The organism is Crocinitomix algicola, assembly GCF_001661595.2.
Classification (GTDB): Bacteria; Bacteroidota; Bacteroidia; order Flavobacteriales_D; family Crocinitomicaceae; genus Crocinitomix; species Crocinitomix algicola.
Genome location: NZ_LYPF02000026.1, coordinates 63,329 through 78,405, shown reverse-complemented (window position 1 = coordinate 78,405; position 15,077 = coordinate 63,329). Strand labels below are relative to the sequence as shown.

Here is a 15,077-nt window from a genome sequence, read left to right as displayed (position 1 = left end):
AATCGATTTTCTCGAGTTCAAGAATCCTAGAATGCGCTTTCCATTTCTGGCGAATGTTTTTTTATAGGATTCAATAGATTTTCTTGAACATAAGTTTCATTAATTGCATAATCATCAACAATTAAATTATTAATAATTTCATATAAATGCACCGAGTTATGGTGTACACCACGATCCTTATAATAGTTTGGGTTATGATGTATAAATTTTATATGATTGTTGACAGAAGAATTAGCGAAAGTAGTATCATTTATAAAAAAGTACACCGATTGATTGTTAACGTGATTAAAATAATCAACTAAATTAGTCGATTTACTATTAATGCATGGCACACATTTTTCTGCATGGATAAAAATAGCGGTGAATCTTTTGTTTTTATTAAATTCCGTTTCCAATTCATCTTCTAAAAATTGTAAAATTTTTTCGTTAAATTCAGGTTTATGATACTGATCAATCTCAAATGGTATATCCTTAGTTGATTTTGTTGAAGCCACATCGTTCTCATTAATTATTTCGCAGCCTTGAAGGAACAAGAAGAATATACAAAATGTTAATAGCTTTAATTCCATTTTAATTTGCTTATTAATAATCTATTGTTCATTAAATCGCCTTTTATATTTAGCAAGCCATGCGGCGAATCTACTATTATTTGAGACTTCCAGCCTTCTTGAGACTCTCCAATATATTGGAGGTTTGAATCAAATAGAATCAAGGTTTCCTGAATCTTATTGGTTTCAACATCTTTCCGATATAATTTTCTTATATATTTGTTTGAAAAACTCATTTTTTCAACTTGGCTATAAAATGGATTCTTATTATATAGATCATCAAATGCTATTTCATTTATTGAATCGAGTTGATCAAATGCTATGTATCGAAATACCAAATCCTTATTCTTACTACCACAAAATATTTTATTTACCCTATTCGAATTCAAATTATATCTAAAAACCGTGTCATTATACGGGTATGTATAACAAAATGTTGAATCACTGTCTATATAACGTTCGGGCAAATAATTCCAACTGTAAAAATTAGATTTATAGTTTTCTGGATATTCGATTTCGAGGAATTCCAATGTATTGTTTACTAAATCTACTTTTGCTTCTAATTTAGCGGTATAAAATTCTGGGTTTTTATTATTGTTTTTTACAAATGGGTATCGAAAGATATAAATATTTTTATCCACTATATAAGGCTTAAAACTAAAGGATGCGTAGAATGCACCAGTATTACCAAGATCCGGTAATTCAATCAATTCCACGATTTCACCTGTAAAGCTGTAAACAACTAGATTACTAATTTCTTCGTTGAAAATATAAAAAGTTGAATCTTCTTCTGAAACAACAAAATTTTCTGCATAATCAAAATTATTGATTTGACAATGATTTATCAACTCGTAGTTCAGTGTATTGAAAGAACTAAAAGAACCGTTAGTTGGGTCTAAAAAATAAACATGTTGAGATTCAATTGGTTGACAAGAAAATTGAATAGACCTAATAGTTTCTGGTGTGGTAATTTCTACAAGTGAATCAGTGAAGAAATTTAAGTATTTTAAAGTATCTACACCCTTGTCATTAGTCGAATTTGTGTTTTCTTCTGAAGAAAAATCACAACTCCACATAAAACAAATACATAGAGTTGTGATTATTATAACTACATAAATCTTCATTGAGTAGCTTAGTTATCGGTCGAATAGTAACCTTGTGCCATTAAATTTTGTCTACCCGATTCTGTGTTCCATAATTGTTTAAACTGGACAGCAGTCATACCTGTTGGGTAACTACCGTTTGTGCCATCAGTTTCTATACACTCACAGTTATCAACATCCTTACATTCATCTCCGTTTGGTGCTTTACAACGTGTACCAGCACAAACTGCTTCACCATTTCCATCTCTGATCGTACAAGCAACCTTATCCCTATTGTTGCCAACTTCGTAAGTATGAGCGGGTCCTTCATTGTTAATCTCTAACTCTTGCGAATCGACCATTACCTCTTCTTTTTCGCATGATGCGAACAATAGCCCGAGACTGAAAAATAGAGCTGGTACAACCAATAATTTCAAAATCATCTTTTTCATAATGTAATTTTTAATTGTTTTAAATTAATTTGAGTGCACAATCTATAATTCATTATTCAAAAAAACAAATAGTTTGCGTAAAAAAATCAAATATTAAGTGTTTAATCTTAAATGATTTAAGTGTTTACACCTAGTCTTTTAGTTATATTTATTTCGGATTAAAAATTACTTAATTGAGGTTTGTTATTAATGTAGATTTTAGTTTTGGTCAATGTAATCAGTTTTTGCAGCAGCCATGCTAAACAATCCCAACAACCATTCTCGCCTACTTTCCGGCTCACTGACAATTAAATTGGTAATTGTTTTGCTGGTATGCCTTTTAAAATCTCGAATCGTTTCTTCAAGTTTAAAATTGGGTTCTGTATTGACCAACATGTGAATGTGATTGGTCATAATAACGTATGCAAAAATATTCAACCCTTTATTTGCAATACAATATTTCATCGAATCAATCAAAGCGTCTTTATATACCGGACGCGTAAACACATCAGCCCAATTCACAACTGTCAGCGTTAAAAAATAGCTGGCTTCTTTTTTTATTGTACGTTTTATTCCGGATCGTTTTAGCACATATCAAAAATAATGTTTTTAATTAAATTGGATTTTGGTGATGGGTATCACTTTGATTGTGGTTTAGCGCAGGATCAATACCCTGCACAGATGTATTGAAATTTGTGCCAAGCAATTGACTTATGGGAAATTGGAAACACCTATGTTTCTACAATCAAAAGTAATTGGTACGAAAAGTGTGCGATTTGTGGAATGTTGATTCTAAACTAAAAACTTAATAAGCACGCGCAGGATATTCATCCTGCGTTAACAACAAATCTTGCGGATATTCATCCGCAAAACATCTCATCTAGGTTGTACAGAACATATATTTTGATTATATTCGTATATGGACTATACTGCAATACTAATTCCGCTCCGCAAGATCGTTCGAAGTGTACATTTAGAATCGAAGAAAATTCAAAAAGAATGTGGATTAAGTATTCCGCAATTATTAGCGATAAATTACCTCAGTAAATGTGACGATTTTAAAAGTTCGCAACTCGCTCTGAGAAAATATTTACACCTTAATTCGAGTACGGTCACCGGTATTATCACGCGTCTTGCAGTAAAAGGGCTGGTTGCTAAAATACCGTCAGCAGGCGATAAACGCGAAACTTGGATTTGTTTAACCGCTCAAGGGCTAGCTTTACTTCAAAATTCACCGCCTTTATTGCAAGAAAAACTAGCAAAAAATATTAGCAAATTGAGTAAGGATGAATACGCAACCGTTCAGAAAGGTCTTGTTTTATTACTCAAAATATTGAACGCGGAAAATCAGGAGGCACCGCCGCTTAACTAAGCAATTTCATTATAAAACGAGGATTTTCGGGTTGAAATTTGGTAATTTTCAACCTTTTTTGTATATTTGTGTTGTGTACAACATAAATGACATATACGTCTTCTAGCCAAATGAGTCCGTGAATCAGCGGAACAAGTACACTTACACTTATTTTTAACCGATGTCATGCCTTAAACGAGTGACATCACAAATCTTAAAAGGATGACTAAAGCAAAACCTATTGATTTGCAAGAAAATCAATTACATAAAATTGCCTTTCAAAACGCGGATGCTTTGCCTTCTAAATTGAAAAGAAACCAGCGGAATAAAGCTTTAATAAAGGCAGCAAGTATGAACTTGAAATCCGCTTGTAAAATAACATTTGAAAGCAAATATCACGGTTTACTCTCCATAACAGCGCCTATTTTAATGGCAGGAGATGCCTTTGTTGTATTGAAGGGCGGTAAACTTATACCCAAACACAGTATTGTTAGTGTCAAGCACTAAAGGAATACAATAGCAATAAATTATTCATAAAAAAACACAAACAACATGGAAACATTATTAGAGCAAAAAACACACAGAAAATTAGGATTCACAAATTTAGAAAGCACCGAAGTTGTTATGAATTTGAATCAATTACTAGCCAACTACCAAGTTTATTTTCATAAACTACAGAACTTTCATTGGAATATTAAGGGACGTGATTTCTTTGAATTGCATGAACAATTTGAAAAGATGTATCGCGATGTCTTTAATAAAATAGATGAAATAGCAGAAAGAGTAAGAGTATTTGGCAAAACTCCGACTTCAAATATGGAGGCCTATTTAGATCAAGCAAGTATAAAGGAATCTCCCACAGATTTAAGTGGAGAGTTCATGGTAAGGACATTAGTTGAAGACATGGATAATCTTCTTACAAACATGGTAGAAACCACTGATGTTGCTAGCGCAAACGGCGATGTCGGTACCGTAGATTTAATGAATTCTTATATTAAAGAATTGGAAAAAGAGCACTGGATGCTAATCAGCTGGTTGCAAGACAAATAAAACAAGAAGAGGGTGATGCTGAGTTAGCACCACCCTCTTTCCTAACAAAGAAATCAAATCCGGGAACCACCCCTTCATCTCAAATATTTCTTGTCCTATTCTAACATGATGAATAAACCAAGAAATATTTTACCATTTAGAACGAAGGACAACTTATCGTTCTGAATTTTTTAGTAGGTTTCTTACACGCAAAATTAAACCCTAATGATAATTCGTGTGAACCTCCACTTGCATTTGTCAGTGGTGAAATTGTGATGTCATAACTATATCCAAATCGGAATGATCCGGCATCAATACCTGTTGATAAAATAAAGGCATCTCTAGGTCGCCACCAAGCACCTGCCGTAAAAACACCATATTTAATATACGTTCCGACATTTAATTGCATGAATCCATCCTGATAAGTATAAATCACATTAGGAGAAATAGAAGTCACATTCTGATATTGAGAACCTTTTCCAAACTCAATATTCGCTCCGACGTGTCCAGTAAAACGCATCGGTAAACGACTTTCACCATCCGGGTTAAGAATCAGACTTTCTTCAGGTGTATTTAAATGTTTTGCTGCAAAACCAAAATAAAAATTCTCTGAATATCCCACTACTCCTGCAGACAAATCAAAAAATCCTTTTGTCCCCCAACTGCTACCATCAGTCCAAAAATTTCCTCTGGGTAAATCTCCTGTTTGATAAATAAAACCTCGTCTCGGGTCTATTTGATCGCCAAAGGTTAATTTACTCCAATCTAAAAACTTTTGATTCCAGCCAGCTTGAGCTCCGAATAACAAGGTAAATGTTCGACTTACTTGAAGGTGATAAGAATACGCTAAATTGATTGTCGTCCAATTCAGCGTATTCTTACCAGCCATATCGTTTGTTACCATTAATGCTACTCCACCTTGCAAAACATTTACAAATTGATCATATGAAATACTATTTGTAACATAGGCACCTGAAATATTCGCCCACTGATTACGATAATTCATATTTAATCGTGGACATCCGTGTGTTCCTGCCATTGCAGGATTTAAATATATCGGGTTAGCATAAAACTGCGTAAATTCCGGATCTTGCGACATGGCGTTGAGGGATGCACAAGCAAAGAGGAGGGTTAAAATTTTCTTCATATATCTATTATTTAAAACGTGCTTTATTTTTAGAGTCAATTGTAAAACGCATACCGATATTATGCGAAGCTATGCGCTCTGCATGTAATAAGGTCGTTGTTTCATCGTATTGATAGGTTAATTTGAACTTCGGAAGTTTGATCCCTAGGGATCCCGTAAAGTTTTGATCCGTCGAGTAAGAACCTCCAATTGTGAGTTTATTTAATCGAATTGTCAGTCCACCCCACGCTTCTTTCAACTCGCCAAATTGACGATAGGATACAAATGGACTAACTGCTGCTTTTTTATTATCTCTTTCCCAGTCATATCCTATAATGGCATTATACAGAACGGGAGTACTCGCAGGCGCATCCATACCTTCATTTCTATAAACGCTTGCGTAATGATTACCGAGGTTATCTGCACTAAAACCAGCATAGAACCATGATGTATTTAAAACAAATCCAAGGCCATAATCTTTGTACCATTTTTGATCAATTACATCTGCTGAAAAATTCAGTTCATTTCTTACAATTAAACCTCTATTTAATTCAACATTAGGTTGTCCTATTAATTGAGAAGAATTACCCGTCAACGTACCTAAACTAACTTTAATCCCAGGCTCAAGGACGATGTCTTTATTTATTACAATTTTAGGTGAAAAGTTTAAGGCAATAGAATGATCCGCAAAAGCACCATCATTGTAGATAGCAGAATTTATTGCTACTCCTACTCCACTTCTAATTTCAGGAATATAATTATCGAAACTTACTTGAGAAATGTGGCCATTACTAGACGAGCCTGTCCATTGATTTCTATATTTTAATTCAACTCGAGGTTTTAACATTCCTCCTGCGAATCCTGGATTAGAAGCTAAGACACTATTCTCTGGCATCAATAAATCTGGATCTCTTAAATTCACGATACCCGTTTGATAGCCCACCATTTTTTCTATTTTTCGGTAAGCCTTTTTAAGTTGAGAAGAAAAGGAACCGAATTTAATCGTTGTAGTTTTAGAGAGGTCTAAATTTTGATTCTTCAATGCTGGGTTCTTTGCATATTGAGCATGATAAGCAGCATCATTTTCCTTACTCTTTTCCTGTTCATAATTAGGACTTAGGGACTCCTTAGCTTTAGAAAAATCGTAATTTTCCTGATCCTCATCATGTCTCATTACCCCTGCTAATTGATCTTCATCCGACGGGTATGAAACCTCGTTTTTTGGTCTAACAACTTGACTTAGTCCAGCATTTATAAAAGTGTTCGTTTTTGCCACATTCTTTAATTGATCTGTTGATTCAGTTTGGGTTATTTCCTCTACTGAAAAATTATGCTGTGAAGAGGCTAGCTTATGATTTGATGAAAAATCAAACTGTAGATCAGCATTTGCAAATTTTGTTGATGTGGAAACCTGTTTATTGGATTGATAAGCAAGGTATCCACCTGCACTGACTAGTAGAAGGAGAAGTGCTGCCGCACTCCAGCTAAACCAACCTACAATTGGTTTACGCTCAAGCTTATGTTGATTAGGGTAAACGACACTTTCACTTGGAATGGTTGCGGTTTTCCATGCTTCAGCATCTGGATCAAAGTTAGGGTTTTGAAGCAAAAATTGCTCCAACTCTTCAACTTCTTGGTGGGATAAATTTCCCTCCACATAATCGAACATCCACCTGTCAAAATTTTCAGGAATATTCATACGAGTATAGTTAGATCTTTTAACTGTTTTTTTACTTTATTTCGAGCTCTAAAGAGGTAAACCTTAACTTGCGCTTCAGTCAAGTTTAATATTTCACCTATTTCTTTGTAATTATATCCCTCCAAGTCCCGTAACAAAATGATTGATTTTTGAATTGGCGGAAGTAATGCAAGGCTCTTCTCGATTACTTCTTTCATTTCAAAATCTCGCGAATGACAGTCGGATGTATCTTGAGATACGGTGTCCTCTTGATATTTAATACGACTATTCTTCTTGATTAAATTAATTAACGCGTTGTGTGCACACGTAAACAACCAAGCTTTTGCTTTTTCCGCGATCACTTTCTTACGGTTCTTCCATAATTTTTCAAAGACATCTTGAACAATATCGTCGGCGTCTTCCGTATTTTTTAAATACTTCAACGCGTATCCGTACAACCTTCCGGAGTACTCTTTAACGGCGATATTATATTCTTTTCTAGTCAATTATAGAGGAATTTGAACAAAGTTAAGCTCCTTTTCAAACAGTTAAAACAATCCAACTACTCTAAAAGTTACACCCTTCGAAAGTTTTTAACGATTATTTTTTTCCAAGTTACAAAATAATTGGCAGGTGTTACTTTAATAATAGAAAATTAGTATCTTACAACAAGAAACTAACAGACTTATTATAAATGGAAGTAACACGACTTTTTGACCTACCTTATAATCAACTTGAGCAATTCCCTCAAAGTGATGCTTTTGCGGACAAGGTAGACGGTAAATGGATTAAGACATCTACTCAATCTTATATCGATCAAGCAAATGAAATTAGCCGAGGTTTGATTAAACTGGGAATACAACCTGGTGATAAAATTGCATTAATCTCGAACAATCGAACGGCTTGGAACATTTGCGATATTGGAATTCAACAAGTTGGAGCCATTGGTGTCCCTGTTTATCCTACTATTAGTGCTGACATCTATGAGTACATCTTTAACGATGCTGGTATAAAACTTTGTATAGTTTCTGACCAAGAATTATTTGACAAAGTACATTCCGTTCAAGATAAGATTCCGTCACTTCAAGCAGTATATGCATTTGAGAATGTTGAAGGAGCTCGGTCATGGGAAGAATTAAAAGTAGCTCCGGATGAAAAATTGGACGCGGAAATATCTTTAAGAAAAGCTGCAATTAACTATGAGGACCTTGTTACATTGATTTACACTTCTGGAACAACGGGCAACCCGAAAGGAGTTATGTTATCTCACAAAAACCTGCTTAGCAATGTAGTTGACTGTAAGCCAAGATTACCCGTTAATCAAGAAGGAAAGGCACTTAGCTTCTTACCGGTTTGTCATGTATACGAACGGATGCTTTTATATTTGTACCAATACACTGGTGTATCAGTTTATTTTGCTGAATCAATGGAAACTATTGGAGACAATTTGCGTGAAGTTAAACCGAATGTTTTTACGGCAGTACCAAGGTTATTAGAGAAAGTTTACGATAGGATTATCGCCAAGGGAGAAGAATTATCGGGCATTAAGAAAAAGCTATTCTTTTGGGCGGTAAGTGTAGGAGAAGAATATGACGTAAAAGGAACATCCGGGTGGTATAATTTTAAATTGAAGATTGCGCGAAAATTAATCTTTAGCAAATGGCAAGAGGCTTTAGGAGGAAATGCTCAGGCCATTGCATCTGGGAGCGCGGCCTTGCAGCCAAGATTAGCCAGAGTATTTTTAGCTGCAGGCATTCCGGTAATGGAGGGCTATGGGTTAACAGAAACCTCGCCTGTAATAAGTGTCAATTGTCAAGAAGGAAATAATGTTAGAATTGGAACTACTGGTCGTGTTTTAGACAATGTAGAAGTTAAAATTGCTGATGATGGAGAAATTTTGGTAAAAGGGCCAAATGTGATGATGGGATATTATAACTTGCCAGATAAAACTGCCGAAGCAATTGATGCGGAAGGTTGGTTCCATACAGGGGATATTGGAGAATTTGTTGAAGGAAAATTTTTAAAGATAACTGATCGTAAAAAGGAAATCTTCAAAACTTCTGGTGGTAAATACATTGCTCCTCAAGTAATGGAAAACAAATTTAAAGAGTCAAGGTTTATAGAGCAAATAATGGTTATTGGTGAAAATCAAAAAATGCCTGCAGCATTTATTGTTCCTGCCTTTGAATTTATAACAAATTGGGCAAAGATTAAGAATATTGACTTAGGAGATGGAAGTGAAAAAAGTATAGCACAATCAAAAGCAGTTTATGAGCGTATCCAAAAAGAAGTCGAAAAATACAATGCTGGTTTTGGTAAATGGGAGCAAATAAAACGATTTGAGCTAGTTGACCACGTTTGGACACCAGAAACAAATGAATTAACACCAACATTAAAGCCGAAAAGAAGGATTTTATTAGCAAACCACAAAGATTTATACGACAAGATATACGGCAACCAATAAACATTTCAAACGTTTCATTCTACAGAAAATACGTTAGCAAACTTTGCTTTGAACAAAATCATTACCATGAAAAAATTACTTTTTGCCGTAGCATTAGCTTGCTTTGGATTTGGCCATGCCCAAAACAAATCAATTCTATATATCGGGAACAGTTATACTGGAGTAAACAACCTTCCCCTTTTAGTGTATAATATTGCTGTTGCAAATTCCGACACAATAACTTATGATTCCAACACTCCTGGCGGTTCGAGATTTGAAATGCACAAAACAAATCCAACAACTTTGGCAAAAATTAACTCTAAAAACTGGGACTTCGTAGTCTTACAAGATCAAAGTCAAATACCAGCGTTACCTGAAGATATAATGGGCGAATTTTATTCACCACCAAATGCGGCTGTATTAGTCGATAGCATTAAAGAAAACTCAATTTGTACTGAAGTTGTTTTTTACATGACATGGGGGAGAAAATACGGCGATGCTACGTTTTGTGAAGATCATCCACCTGTCTGTACATACGAGGGTATGCAAGACGAATTAGCGGCTGCCTATACATTTATGGCAGAAGAGAATAATGCTACCGTTTCACCAGTTGGAGAAGCATGGCGAGCAGTAATTAATGATGACCCAAGTATTGAGTTATATACAGGAGACGAAAGTCATCCAAACATCAACGGATCATACCTCGCTGCTTGCGTGATGTACGCAACGATGTATCAAAAACCCTCATCAGGAAATACCTATACCGCTGGAATCGAACCTGATTTGGCAGCTTATTTACAAGAAAAAGCAGATGAAGTAGTATTCGGTGAACTAGAAACTTGGCGAATCGGACATTCAGATCTGCACGCTACCTACGATTATACAAATGAAGCATTTGAGTATAACTTTACCAGCTCAACAGAAAATGCAGAGACTGTGAAGTGGATTATTGACGGTGTTACCTATCTCGAAGAGAATCCTTCACATAGTTTTCCGACTGACGGTTTTTATTCAGTTACTTTTATGGCATATAATGAATGTGATACCATAATTTTAAACGAAAATTTACCTGTAGGAGATGTTGGAATTCCCACTCCCACTGAATTAGATTTAAAAATCTTTCCAAACCCGACTAATGATTATATTTATATATCAACTCATTCAAAAGAAAATATACAAGTTGAACTCTATGACTTAAAAGGGCGATTGCTTATTAACACGCTTATAAACTCAAATTATAAGTTAGATATACGACACATGAACAAGGGAATCTACTTTTTAAAAGTTAACGGAACAGTAAAGCAAATAGTTAAGACCTAAAACTTAGATTTCAAACTCAGCCTTAAGACTCAAATCTAAGCTTTGGTAAGAATGAGTTAATGCACCTGATGAAATATAATCAACTCCAGTTTCTGCATACGCTAAAATTGAATCTGCTGTAATTCCCCCCGAAGCTTCCGTCTCATATTGGCTGCGATCAATCAGTTCTAGGGCTTCTCGAATTTCATTCGGTGAAAAATTATCCAACATAATTCGATTAACCCCTCCAATAGCAATAACTTCTTTAACCTCATCGAGGTTACGAGTTTCTATTTCTATCTTTAGGTGTTTTCCTGTTTTTGTCAAATAGTCTTTCGTTCTGCTAATTGCATTTTCAATCCCTCCAGCATAATCAATATGGTTATCTTTAATCATGACCATATCATACAAGGCAAAACGATGGTTGGCGCCACCTCCAATTTTCACCGCCCATTTTTCCATTAATCTAATTCCTGGTGTAGTTTTTCGGGTATCTAACAGCTGAGTAGGTAGGTGGGCGATTATCTTAGCTAATTCATTTGTTTTTGTTGCAATTCCACTCATTCTTTGCATAAAGTTCAAAACGAGTCGTTCTGAACTCAAAATAGACTGTGAAGCACCTTCCACATGAAAAGCAATATCTCCATGGCTTACTACGGCACCATCGTTTATCTCAACATCTATTTTTAACTCAGGGTCAACGCGGTTAAATATTGTTTTTGCTAACTCAACTCCAGCAAGAACACCTGTGTCTTTGACCAATAATTTAGCGCTGCCCCTTGCTGATTTTGGAACTGTAGCCAAAGATGTATGGTCACCATCTCCTATGTCTTCCGCAAGCGCATTATCAACAATCCTTAGAATTTCATCCTTCTTCAAATAATCCATCCGCATCATTTATTTTAATCCAACAAATGTTTCGACGTCTTTTGCTGTTATCTCTGATTCACAAAGAATGATTAAACGTTCAACAATATTTCTCAACTCACGAATATTTCCTGTCCAATTGACAGCTTGTAAAGCCTTTAGAGCATCATCAGAAAAAGTTTTAAGCGCCATACCATGCTCAGCACATAATTTTTCAATAAAATAATTTGCTAAGACGGGAATATCATCAACCCTTTCGTTCAAAGAAGGCACTTCAATTAAAATTACACTTAATCGATGAAATAAATCTTCTCTAAATTCCCCTTCTTCAATCATCTTTCTCAAATCTTTATTTGTAGCCGCTACCACACGAGGATTCACTTTAATATCTTTTTCTCCGCCAACGCGTGTAATCCTATTTTCCTGAAGAGCTCTAAGTACTTTTGCTTGAGCAGAGGCACTCATATCGCCAATTTCATCCAAAAACAACGTACCTTTTGAGGCCAGTTCGAATTTACCTTTCTTTTGCTTAACGGCAGAAGTAAACGCACCTTTCTCATGTCCAAACAGTTCTGATTCTATTAATTCGGCAGGAATAGCCGCACAATTCACTTCAATAAACGGTTCTTTTACTCTTCCGCTATTTTCATGCAGTTGTCGAGCAACCAGTTCTTTTCCCGCACCATTTGGTCCTGTTATTAACACACGAGCATCAGAGGGCGCCACCTTTTCTATCATTTCTCTGATTTTTTCTAGTGGCTCAGAATTTCCGATTATATTGTAATTCTTAGCATGACGCTTGATTTGCTTTTTTAGTACTTTAGTTTCCTCTACCAAGTCTGTTTTCTCTAAAGCATTCTTAATCGTGACAAGGATTCGATTTAAATCAAGCGGTTTTTCTATAAAGTCGTAAGCCCCATTTTTGATAGATTCCACAGCAGTTTCTATGTTCCCATGCCCCGAAATCATTATTATAGGTGTTTCTAACCCGTCATTCTTCAACTTCGTTAACACCTCTATACCATCCATTTGTGGCATTTTGATGTCGCAGAAAATCACGTCGTAATTATTCGCTTTAGCTTCATTTATCCCGGTAATTCCGTCTTCAACCACATCAACAGTGTAATTTTCAAACTCTAGAATTTCTTTTAACGTTCTTCTGATGCTTCTTTCATCATCAATAATTAAAATTTTAGGCATAGTTTCTTTTAATATGACTCAACTTATAAGGGGTAAAGATATTAAATTTTAATCTATTGAAAGGTGAAGGGCATTTCTAACTTGTTTTTAATTTTTTTTTAAGATAAAATCGTTGAATTTTCAATTTAACCTTATTTTCGTTCACCGAATAAATGACAATAAAGAAAGGGAAGCTTTACTTGGAATGCCGTGTGAATTTCCTTATTATTACAAGCAATGAAAGACAATAACTTAACGATAATTGGCAGCCAAGAGTGGTGTGCTTTTCCCGCATTAAAAACCCCTGCCATTCGCGCAAGAATTGATTCTGGGGCCCAAACTTCATCCATACACGCATCAGATATTCATCGGTTTACGAAAGACGGTGAAGATTGGGTAAGATTTGAAATACACCCCTTGCCGGAAACGCCACGTGTAATTATTAAAAATGAAGCGAAAATAATTGCCGTTCGTAAGGTTAAAAACACGGGAGGTATTAGCGAAAGTCGCTATGTCATTAAGACTCCAGTAAAAATAGGAGAAGATGTTTTTGATATTGAGGTAACCTTAGCAAATCGGGACGCAATGGGATTTCGGATGTTACTTGGACGTGAGGCCATGAACAATCGATTTATTGTGAATCCTGCAGTAAAACATTTACTAGGTGAATATTCCGATGAAGATTTAGAACGTTTTTATAAAGCCAGTAAAAAGATTTCTAGTGGGTTAAAAATAGGTGTACTCGCAACGAATAGAAGCTTATACAGCAATCAGCGAATTATGGAGGCTGGAGAGGAACGAGGACATGATATGAAATTTTTAAATCTCGAATTGTGTTTTATGAAAATGGATGCTAAGTCGCCAGAAATAAGGTATCGCGATGGTACAATTTTGGACGATTTGGACGCTGTAATTCCTAGATTGCGACCATCCCTCACGCATTATGGTTGTGCCTTAGTGCGACAATTCGAATCCATTAATAGTTATTGTTTAAATGACGCCGAAGCGATTATGCGCTCGAGAGACAAGCTATTTTCTTCTCAAATTTTTTCAAAAAACGGAATTAATACACCTATTACTGGATTTGCAAAATCGCCCCTTGACACAAAAGGGTTAATTGACATGGTGAATGGTGCCCCTTTAATTGTAAAACTATTAGAAAGTACCCAAGGTAAAGGAGTTGTTTTAGCTGAAACAAATAAAGCTGCGGAGAGTGTAATTAACGCCTTTAAAAGTTTACATGCCAATATTTTGGTTCAAGAATTTATTCGAGAAGCTGGAGGTAAAGATATTCGGTGCTTTGTAATTAACAACAAAGTTGTTGCGTCAATTCAACGAGAAGCGCAAAAGGGAGAGTTTCGCTCTAACATACATATGGGAGGAAAAGCAAGTATTGTTAAAATAACTCCCGAGGAGCGTAAACTAGCCATTAAAGCTGCTAAAGTGTTGAATCTTCCTGTGGCAGGAGTTGATATCATTCGTTCGAATAAGGGACCAATGGTTTTAGAAGTTAATTCATCTCCAGGCCTAGAGGGAATTGAAGGTGCAACGGGCAAAGACATTGCAGGTTTAATGATTATGGCAATTGAAAAGAAAGTTGGCTACCAAAGAGATTAATAATACTCGCGTTTACGATTTGCGATTATTTTATTCCCCGATATTTCAGTTTCCCACTGGTTTTCAGGAAACACTTTAGGCAGGTATCTTGTATATAACTTGGTACGCTGGGACATTTGATTTTCATCTTCATCCTCCCCGAGTATACCAGTAAATTCATACGTGCGCATACTCGGATGCTCATGCATATACATGCGAATAATTTCTGAAATTGTGTTCATCACCTTAAATACATCGCCTTTATTGGTGAGACTATACTCCTCACCTTCATACTCGTCATTTAACACCCCAAAGACCACTACTGTATGAAGTACATTCTCTTTTTTACGGCCGAATCGAACTTCATAGTCAACATCAAAAGCTGTATTAAACTGGTAAATTTGACCAGAAGGAATGACAGGAGCTATGATTTGGTAGGTCATCATAA

The 15,077-nt window shown here is 35.5% G+C and carries 16 protein-coding genes; 6 read left to right on the top strand and 10 right to left on the bottom strand.

The features are described 5' to 3' along the window. Nucleotides 1–26: 26 nt before the first annotated feature. From A8143_RS14735 to A8143_RS14720, 4 genes are all read right to left on the bottom strand, one after another. Nucleotides 27–569, bottom strand: coding sequence for a hypothetical protein (locus tag A8143_RS14735; protein WP_066759722.1), 543 nt, complete (start codon nt 567–569; stop codon nt 27–29). After that, complete coding sequence (locus A8143_RS14730; protein WP_139134378.1) at nt 560–1,672, bottom strand: hypothetical protein; 1,113 nt, start codon at nt 1,670–1,672, stop codon at nt 560–562. Before A8143_RS14730 ends, A8143_RS14735 begins: the two co-directional genes overlap by 10 nt. 8 nt (nt 1,673–1,680) lie before the next feature. Then, entirely contained in the window at nt 1,681–2,082 is a 402-nt protein-coding gene (locus A8143_RS14725; protein WP_066759717.1) for a hypothetical protein, read from the bottom strand. Nucleotides 2,083–2,280: 198 nt separating this feature from the next. After that, the gene (locus A8143_RS14720; protein WP_066759715.1) at nt 2,281–2,652 is read right to left on the bottom strand and encodes a transposase; all 372 of its coding nucleotides are present in this window, start codon (nt 2,650–2,652) and stop codon (nt 2,281–2,283) included. A 328-nt stretch (nt 2,653–2,980) separates the two neighbouring features. Between A8143_RS14720 and A8143_RS14715 the strand changes: the two genes are divergently transcribed. The 3 genes from A8143_RS14715 to A8143_RS14705 all read left to right on the top strand — a co-directional run bounded on the left by A8143_RS14715 (nt 2,981) and on the right by A8143_RS14705 (nt 4,462). Beyond that, complete coding sequence (locus A8143_RS14715; RefSeq protein ID WP_066759713.1) at nt 2,981–3,433, top strand: MarR family winged helix-turn-helix transcriptional regulator; 453 nt, start codon at nt 2,981–2,983, stop codon at nt 3,431–3,433. Nucleotides 3,434–3,634: 201 nt separating this feature from the next. Beyond that, nucleotides 3,635–3,919, top strand: coding sequence for a hypothetical protein (locus A8143_RS14710; RefSeq protein WP_066759711.1), 285 nt, complete (start codon nt 3,635–3,637; stop codon nt 3,917–3,919). A gap of 45 nt (nt 3,920–3,964) precedes the next feature. Beyond that, nucleotides 3,965–4,462, top strand: a complete 498-nt coding sequence (locus A8143_RS14705) for a Dps family protein (protein WP_066759709.1) — start codon at nt 3,965–3,967, stop codon at nt 4,460–4,462. Between the two features lie 136 nt (nt 4,463–4,598). Here A8143_RS14705 and A8143_RS14700 read toward each other — a convergent pair whose 3' ends face one another. From A8143_RS14700 to A8143_RS14690, 3 genes are read right to left on the bottom strand one after another with little or no spacing between them, the layout of a single operon-like run. Further along, entirely contained in the window at nt 4,599–5,588 is a 990-nt protein-coding gene (locus A8143_RS14700) for a PorP/SprF family type IX secretion system membrane protein (RefSeq protein ID WP_066759707.1), read from the bottom strand. Between the two features lie 7 nt (nt 5,589–5,595). Beyond that, nucleotides 5,596–7,266 (bottom strand): PorP/SprF family type IX secretion system membrane protein, encoded by a 1,671-nt coding sequence (locus A8143_RS14695; RefSeq protein WP_066759704.1) that lies wholly within the window; start codon nt 7,264–7,266, stop codon nt 5,596–5,598. Next, the gene (locus A8143_RS14690) at nt 7,263–7,751 is read right to left on the bottom strand and encodes an RNA polymerase sigma factor (protein ID WP_066759702.1); all 489 of its coding nucleotides are present in this window, start codon (nt 7,749–7,751) and stop codon (nt 7,263–7,265) included. Before A8143_RS14690 ends, A8143_RS14695 begins: the two co-directional genes overlap by 4 nt. A gap of 188 nt (nt 7,752–7,939) precedes the next feature. On the opposite strand from A8143_RS14690, the gene A8143_RS14685 reads away from it, so the two are divergent. Both A8143_RS14685 and A8143_RS14680 read left to right on the top strand, forming a co-directional pair. Next, nucleotides 7,940–9,709 (top strand): AMP-dependent synthetase/ligase, encoded by a 1,770-nt coding sequence (locus A8143_RS14685; RefSeq protein ID WP_066759700.1) that lies wholly within the window; start codon nt 7,940–7,942, stop codon nt 9,707–9,709. A gap of 66 nt (nt 9,710–9,775) precedes the next feature. Beyond that, nucleotides 9,776–11,008 (top strand): T9SS type A sorting domain-containing protein, encoded by a 1,233-nt coding sequence (locus A8143_RS14680; protein WP_066759698.1) that lies wholly within the window; start codon nt 9,776–9,778, stop codon nt 11,006–11,008. 3 nt (nt 11,009–11,011) lie between these two features. Here the strand turns inward: A8143_RS14680 and nadC are convergent, their stop codons facing one another. Continuing rightward, complete coding sequence (gene nadC / locus A8143_RS14675) at nt 11,012–11,875, bottom strand: carboxylating nicotinate-nucleotide diphosphorylase (protein ID WP_394332119.1); 864 nt, start codon at nt 11,873–11,875, stop codon at nt 11,012–11,014. Between the two features lie 9 nt (nt 11,876–11,884). Continuing rightward, nucleotides 11,885–13,054, bottom strand: coding sequence for a sigma-54-dependent transcriptional regulator (locus A8143_RS14670; RefSeq protein ID WP_066759696.1), 1,170 nt, complete (start codon nt 13,052–13,054; stop codon nt 11,885–11,887). A 216-nt stretch (nt 13,055–13,270) separates the two neighbouring features. On the opposite strand from A8143_RS14670, the gene rimK reads away from it, so the two are divergent. Next, nucleotides 13,271–14,650 (top strand): 30S ribosomal protein S6--L-glutamate ligase, encoded by a 1,380-nt coding sequence (gene rimK / locus A8143_RS14665; protein ID WP_066759694.1) that lies wholly within the window; start codon nt 13,271–13,273, stop codon nt 14,648–14,650. Here rimK and A8143_RS14660 read toward each other — a convergent pair. Next, a complete protein-coding gene (locus A8143_RS14660; protein WP_066759693.1) occupies nt 14,647–15,075 on the bottom strand; it encodes a hypothetical protein in 429 nt (142 codons plus the stop codon). The two genes, rimK and A8143_RS14660, sit on opposite strands and share 4 nt — an antisense overlap. Nucleotides 15,076–15,077 lie beyond the last annotated feature (2 nt).

Coding starts and splice junctions, on each gene's coding strand:
- A8143_RS14710 (WP_066759711.1), top strand. CDS start 3,635: ATGACTAAAGCAAAACCTATTGATTTGCAAGAAAATCAATTACATAAA.
- A8143_RS14705 (WP_066759709.1), top strand. CDS start 3,965: ATGGAAACATTATTAGAGCAAAAAACACACAGAAAATTAGGATTCACA.
- rimK (WP_066759694.1), top strand. CDS start 13,271: ATGAAAGACAATAACTTAACGATAATTGGCAGCCAAGAGTGGTGTGCT.
- A8143_RS14680 (WP_066759698.1), top strand. CDS start 9,776: ATGAAAAAATTACTTTTTGCCGTAGCATTAGCTTGCTTTGGATTTGGC.
- A8143_RS14700 (WP_066759707.1), bottom strand. CDS start 5,588: ATGAAGAAAATTTTAACCCTCCTCTTTGCTTGTGCATCCCTCAACGCC.
- A8143_RS14730 (WP_139134378.1), bottom strand. CDS start 1,672: ATGAAGATTTATGTAGTTATAATAATCACAACTCTATGTATTTGTTTT.
- A8143_RS14735 (WP_066759722.1), bottom strand. CDS start 569: ATGGAATTAAAGCTATTAACATTTTGTATATTCTTCTTGTTCCTTCAA.
- A8143_RS14685 (WP_066759700.1), top strand. CDS start 7,940: ATGGAAGTAACACGACTTTTTGACCTACCTTATAATCAACTTGAGCAA.
- A8143_RS14660 (WP_066759693.1), bottom strand. CDS start 15,075: ATGATGACCTACCAAATCATAGCTCCTGTCATTCCTTCTGGTCAAATT.
- nadC (WP_394332119.1), bottom strand. CDS start 11,875: ATGGATTATTTGAAGAAGGATGAAATTCTAAGGATTGTTGATAATGCG.
- A8143_RS14695 (WP_066759704.1), bottom strand. CDS start 7,266: ATGAATATTCCTGAAAATTTTGACAGGTGGATGTTCGATTATGTGGAG.
- A8143_RS14715 (WP_066759713.1), top strand. CDS start 2,981: ATGGACTATACTGCAATACTAATTCCGCTCCGCAAGATCGTTCGAAGT.
- A8143_RS14725 (WP_066759717.1), bottom strand. CDS start 2,082: ATGAAAAAGATGATTTTGAAATTATTGGTTGTACCAGCTCTATTTTTC.
- A8143_RS14670 (WP_066759696.1), bottom strand. CDS start 13,054: ATGCCTAAAATTTTAATTATTGATGATGAAAGAAGCATCAGAAGAACG.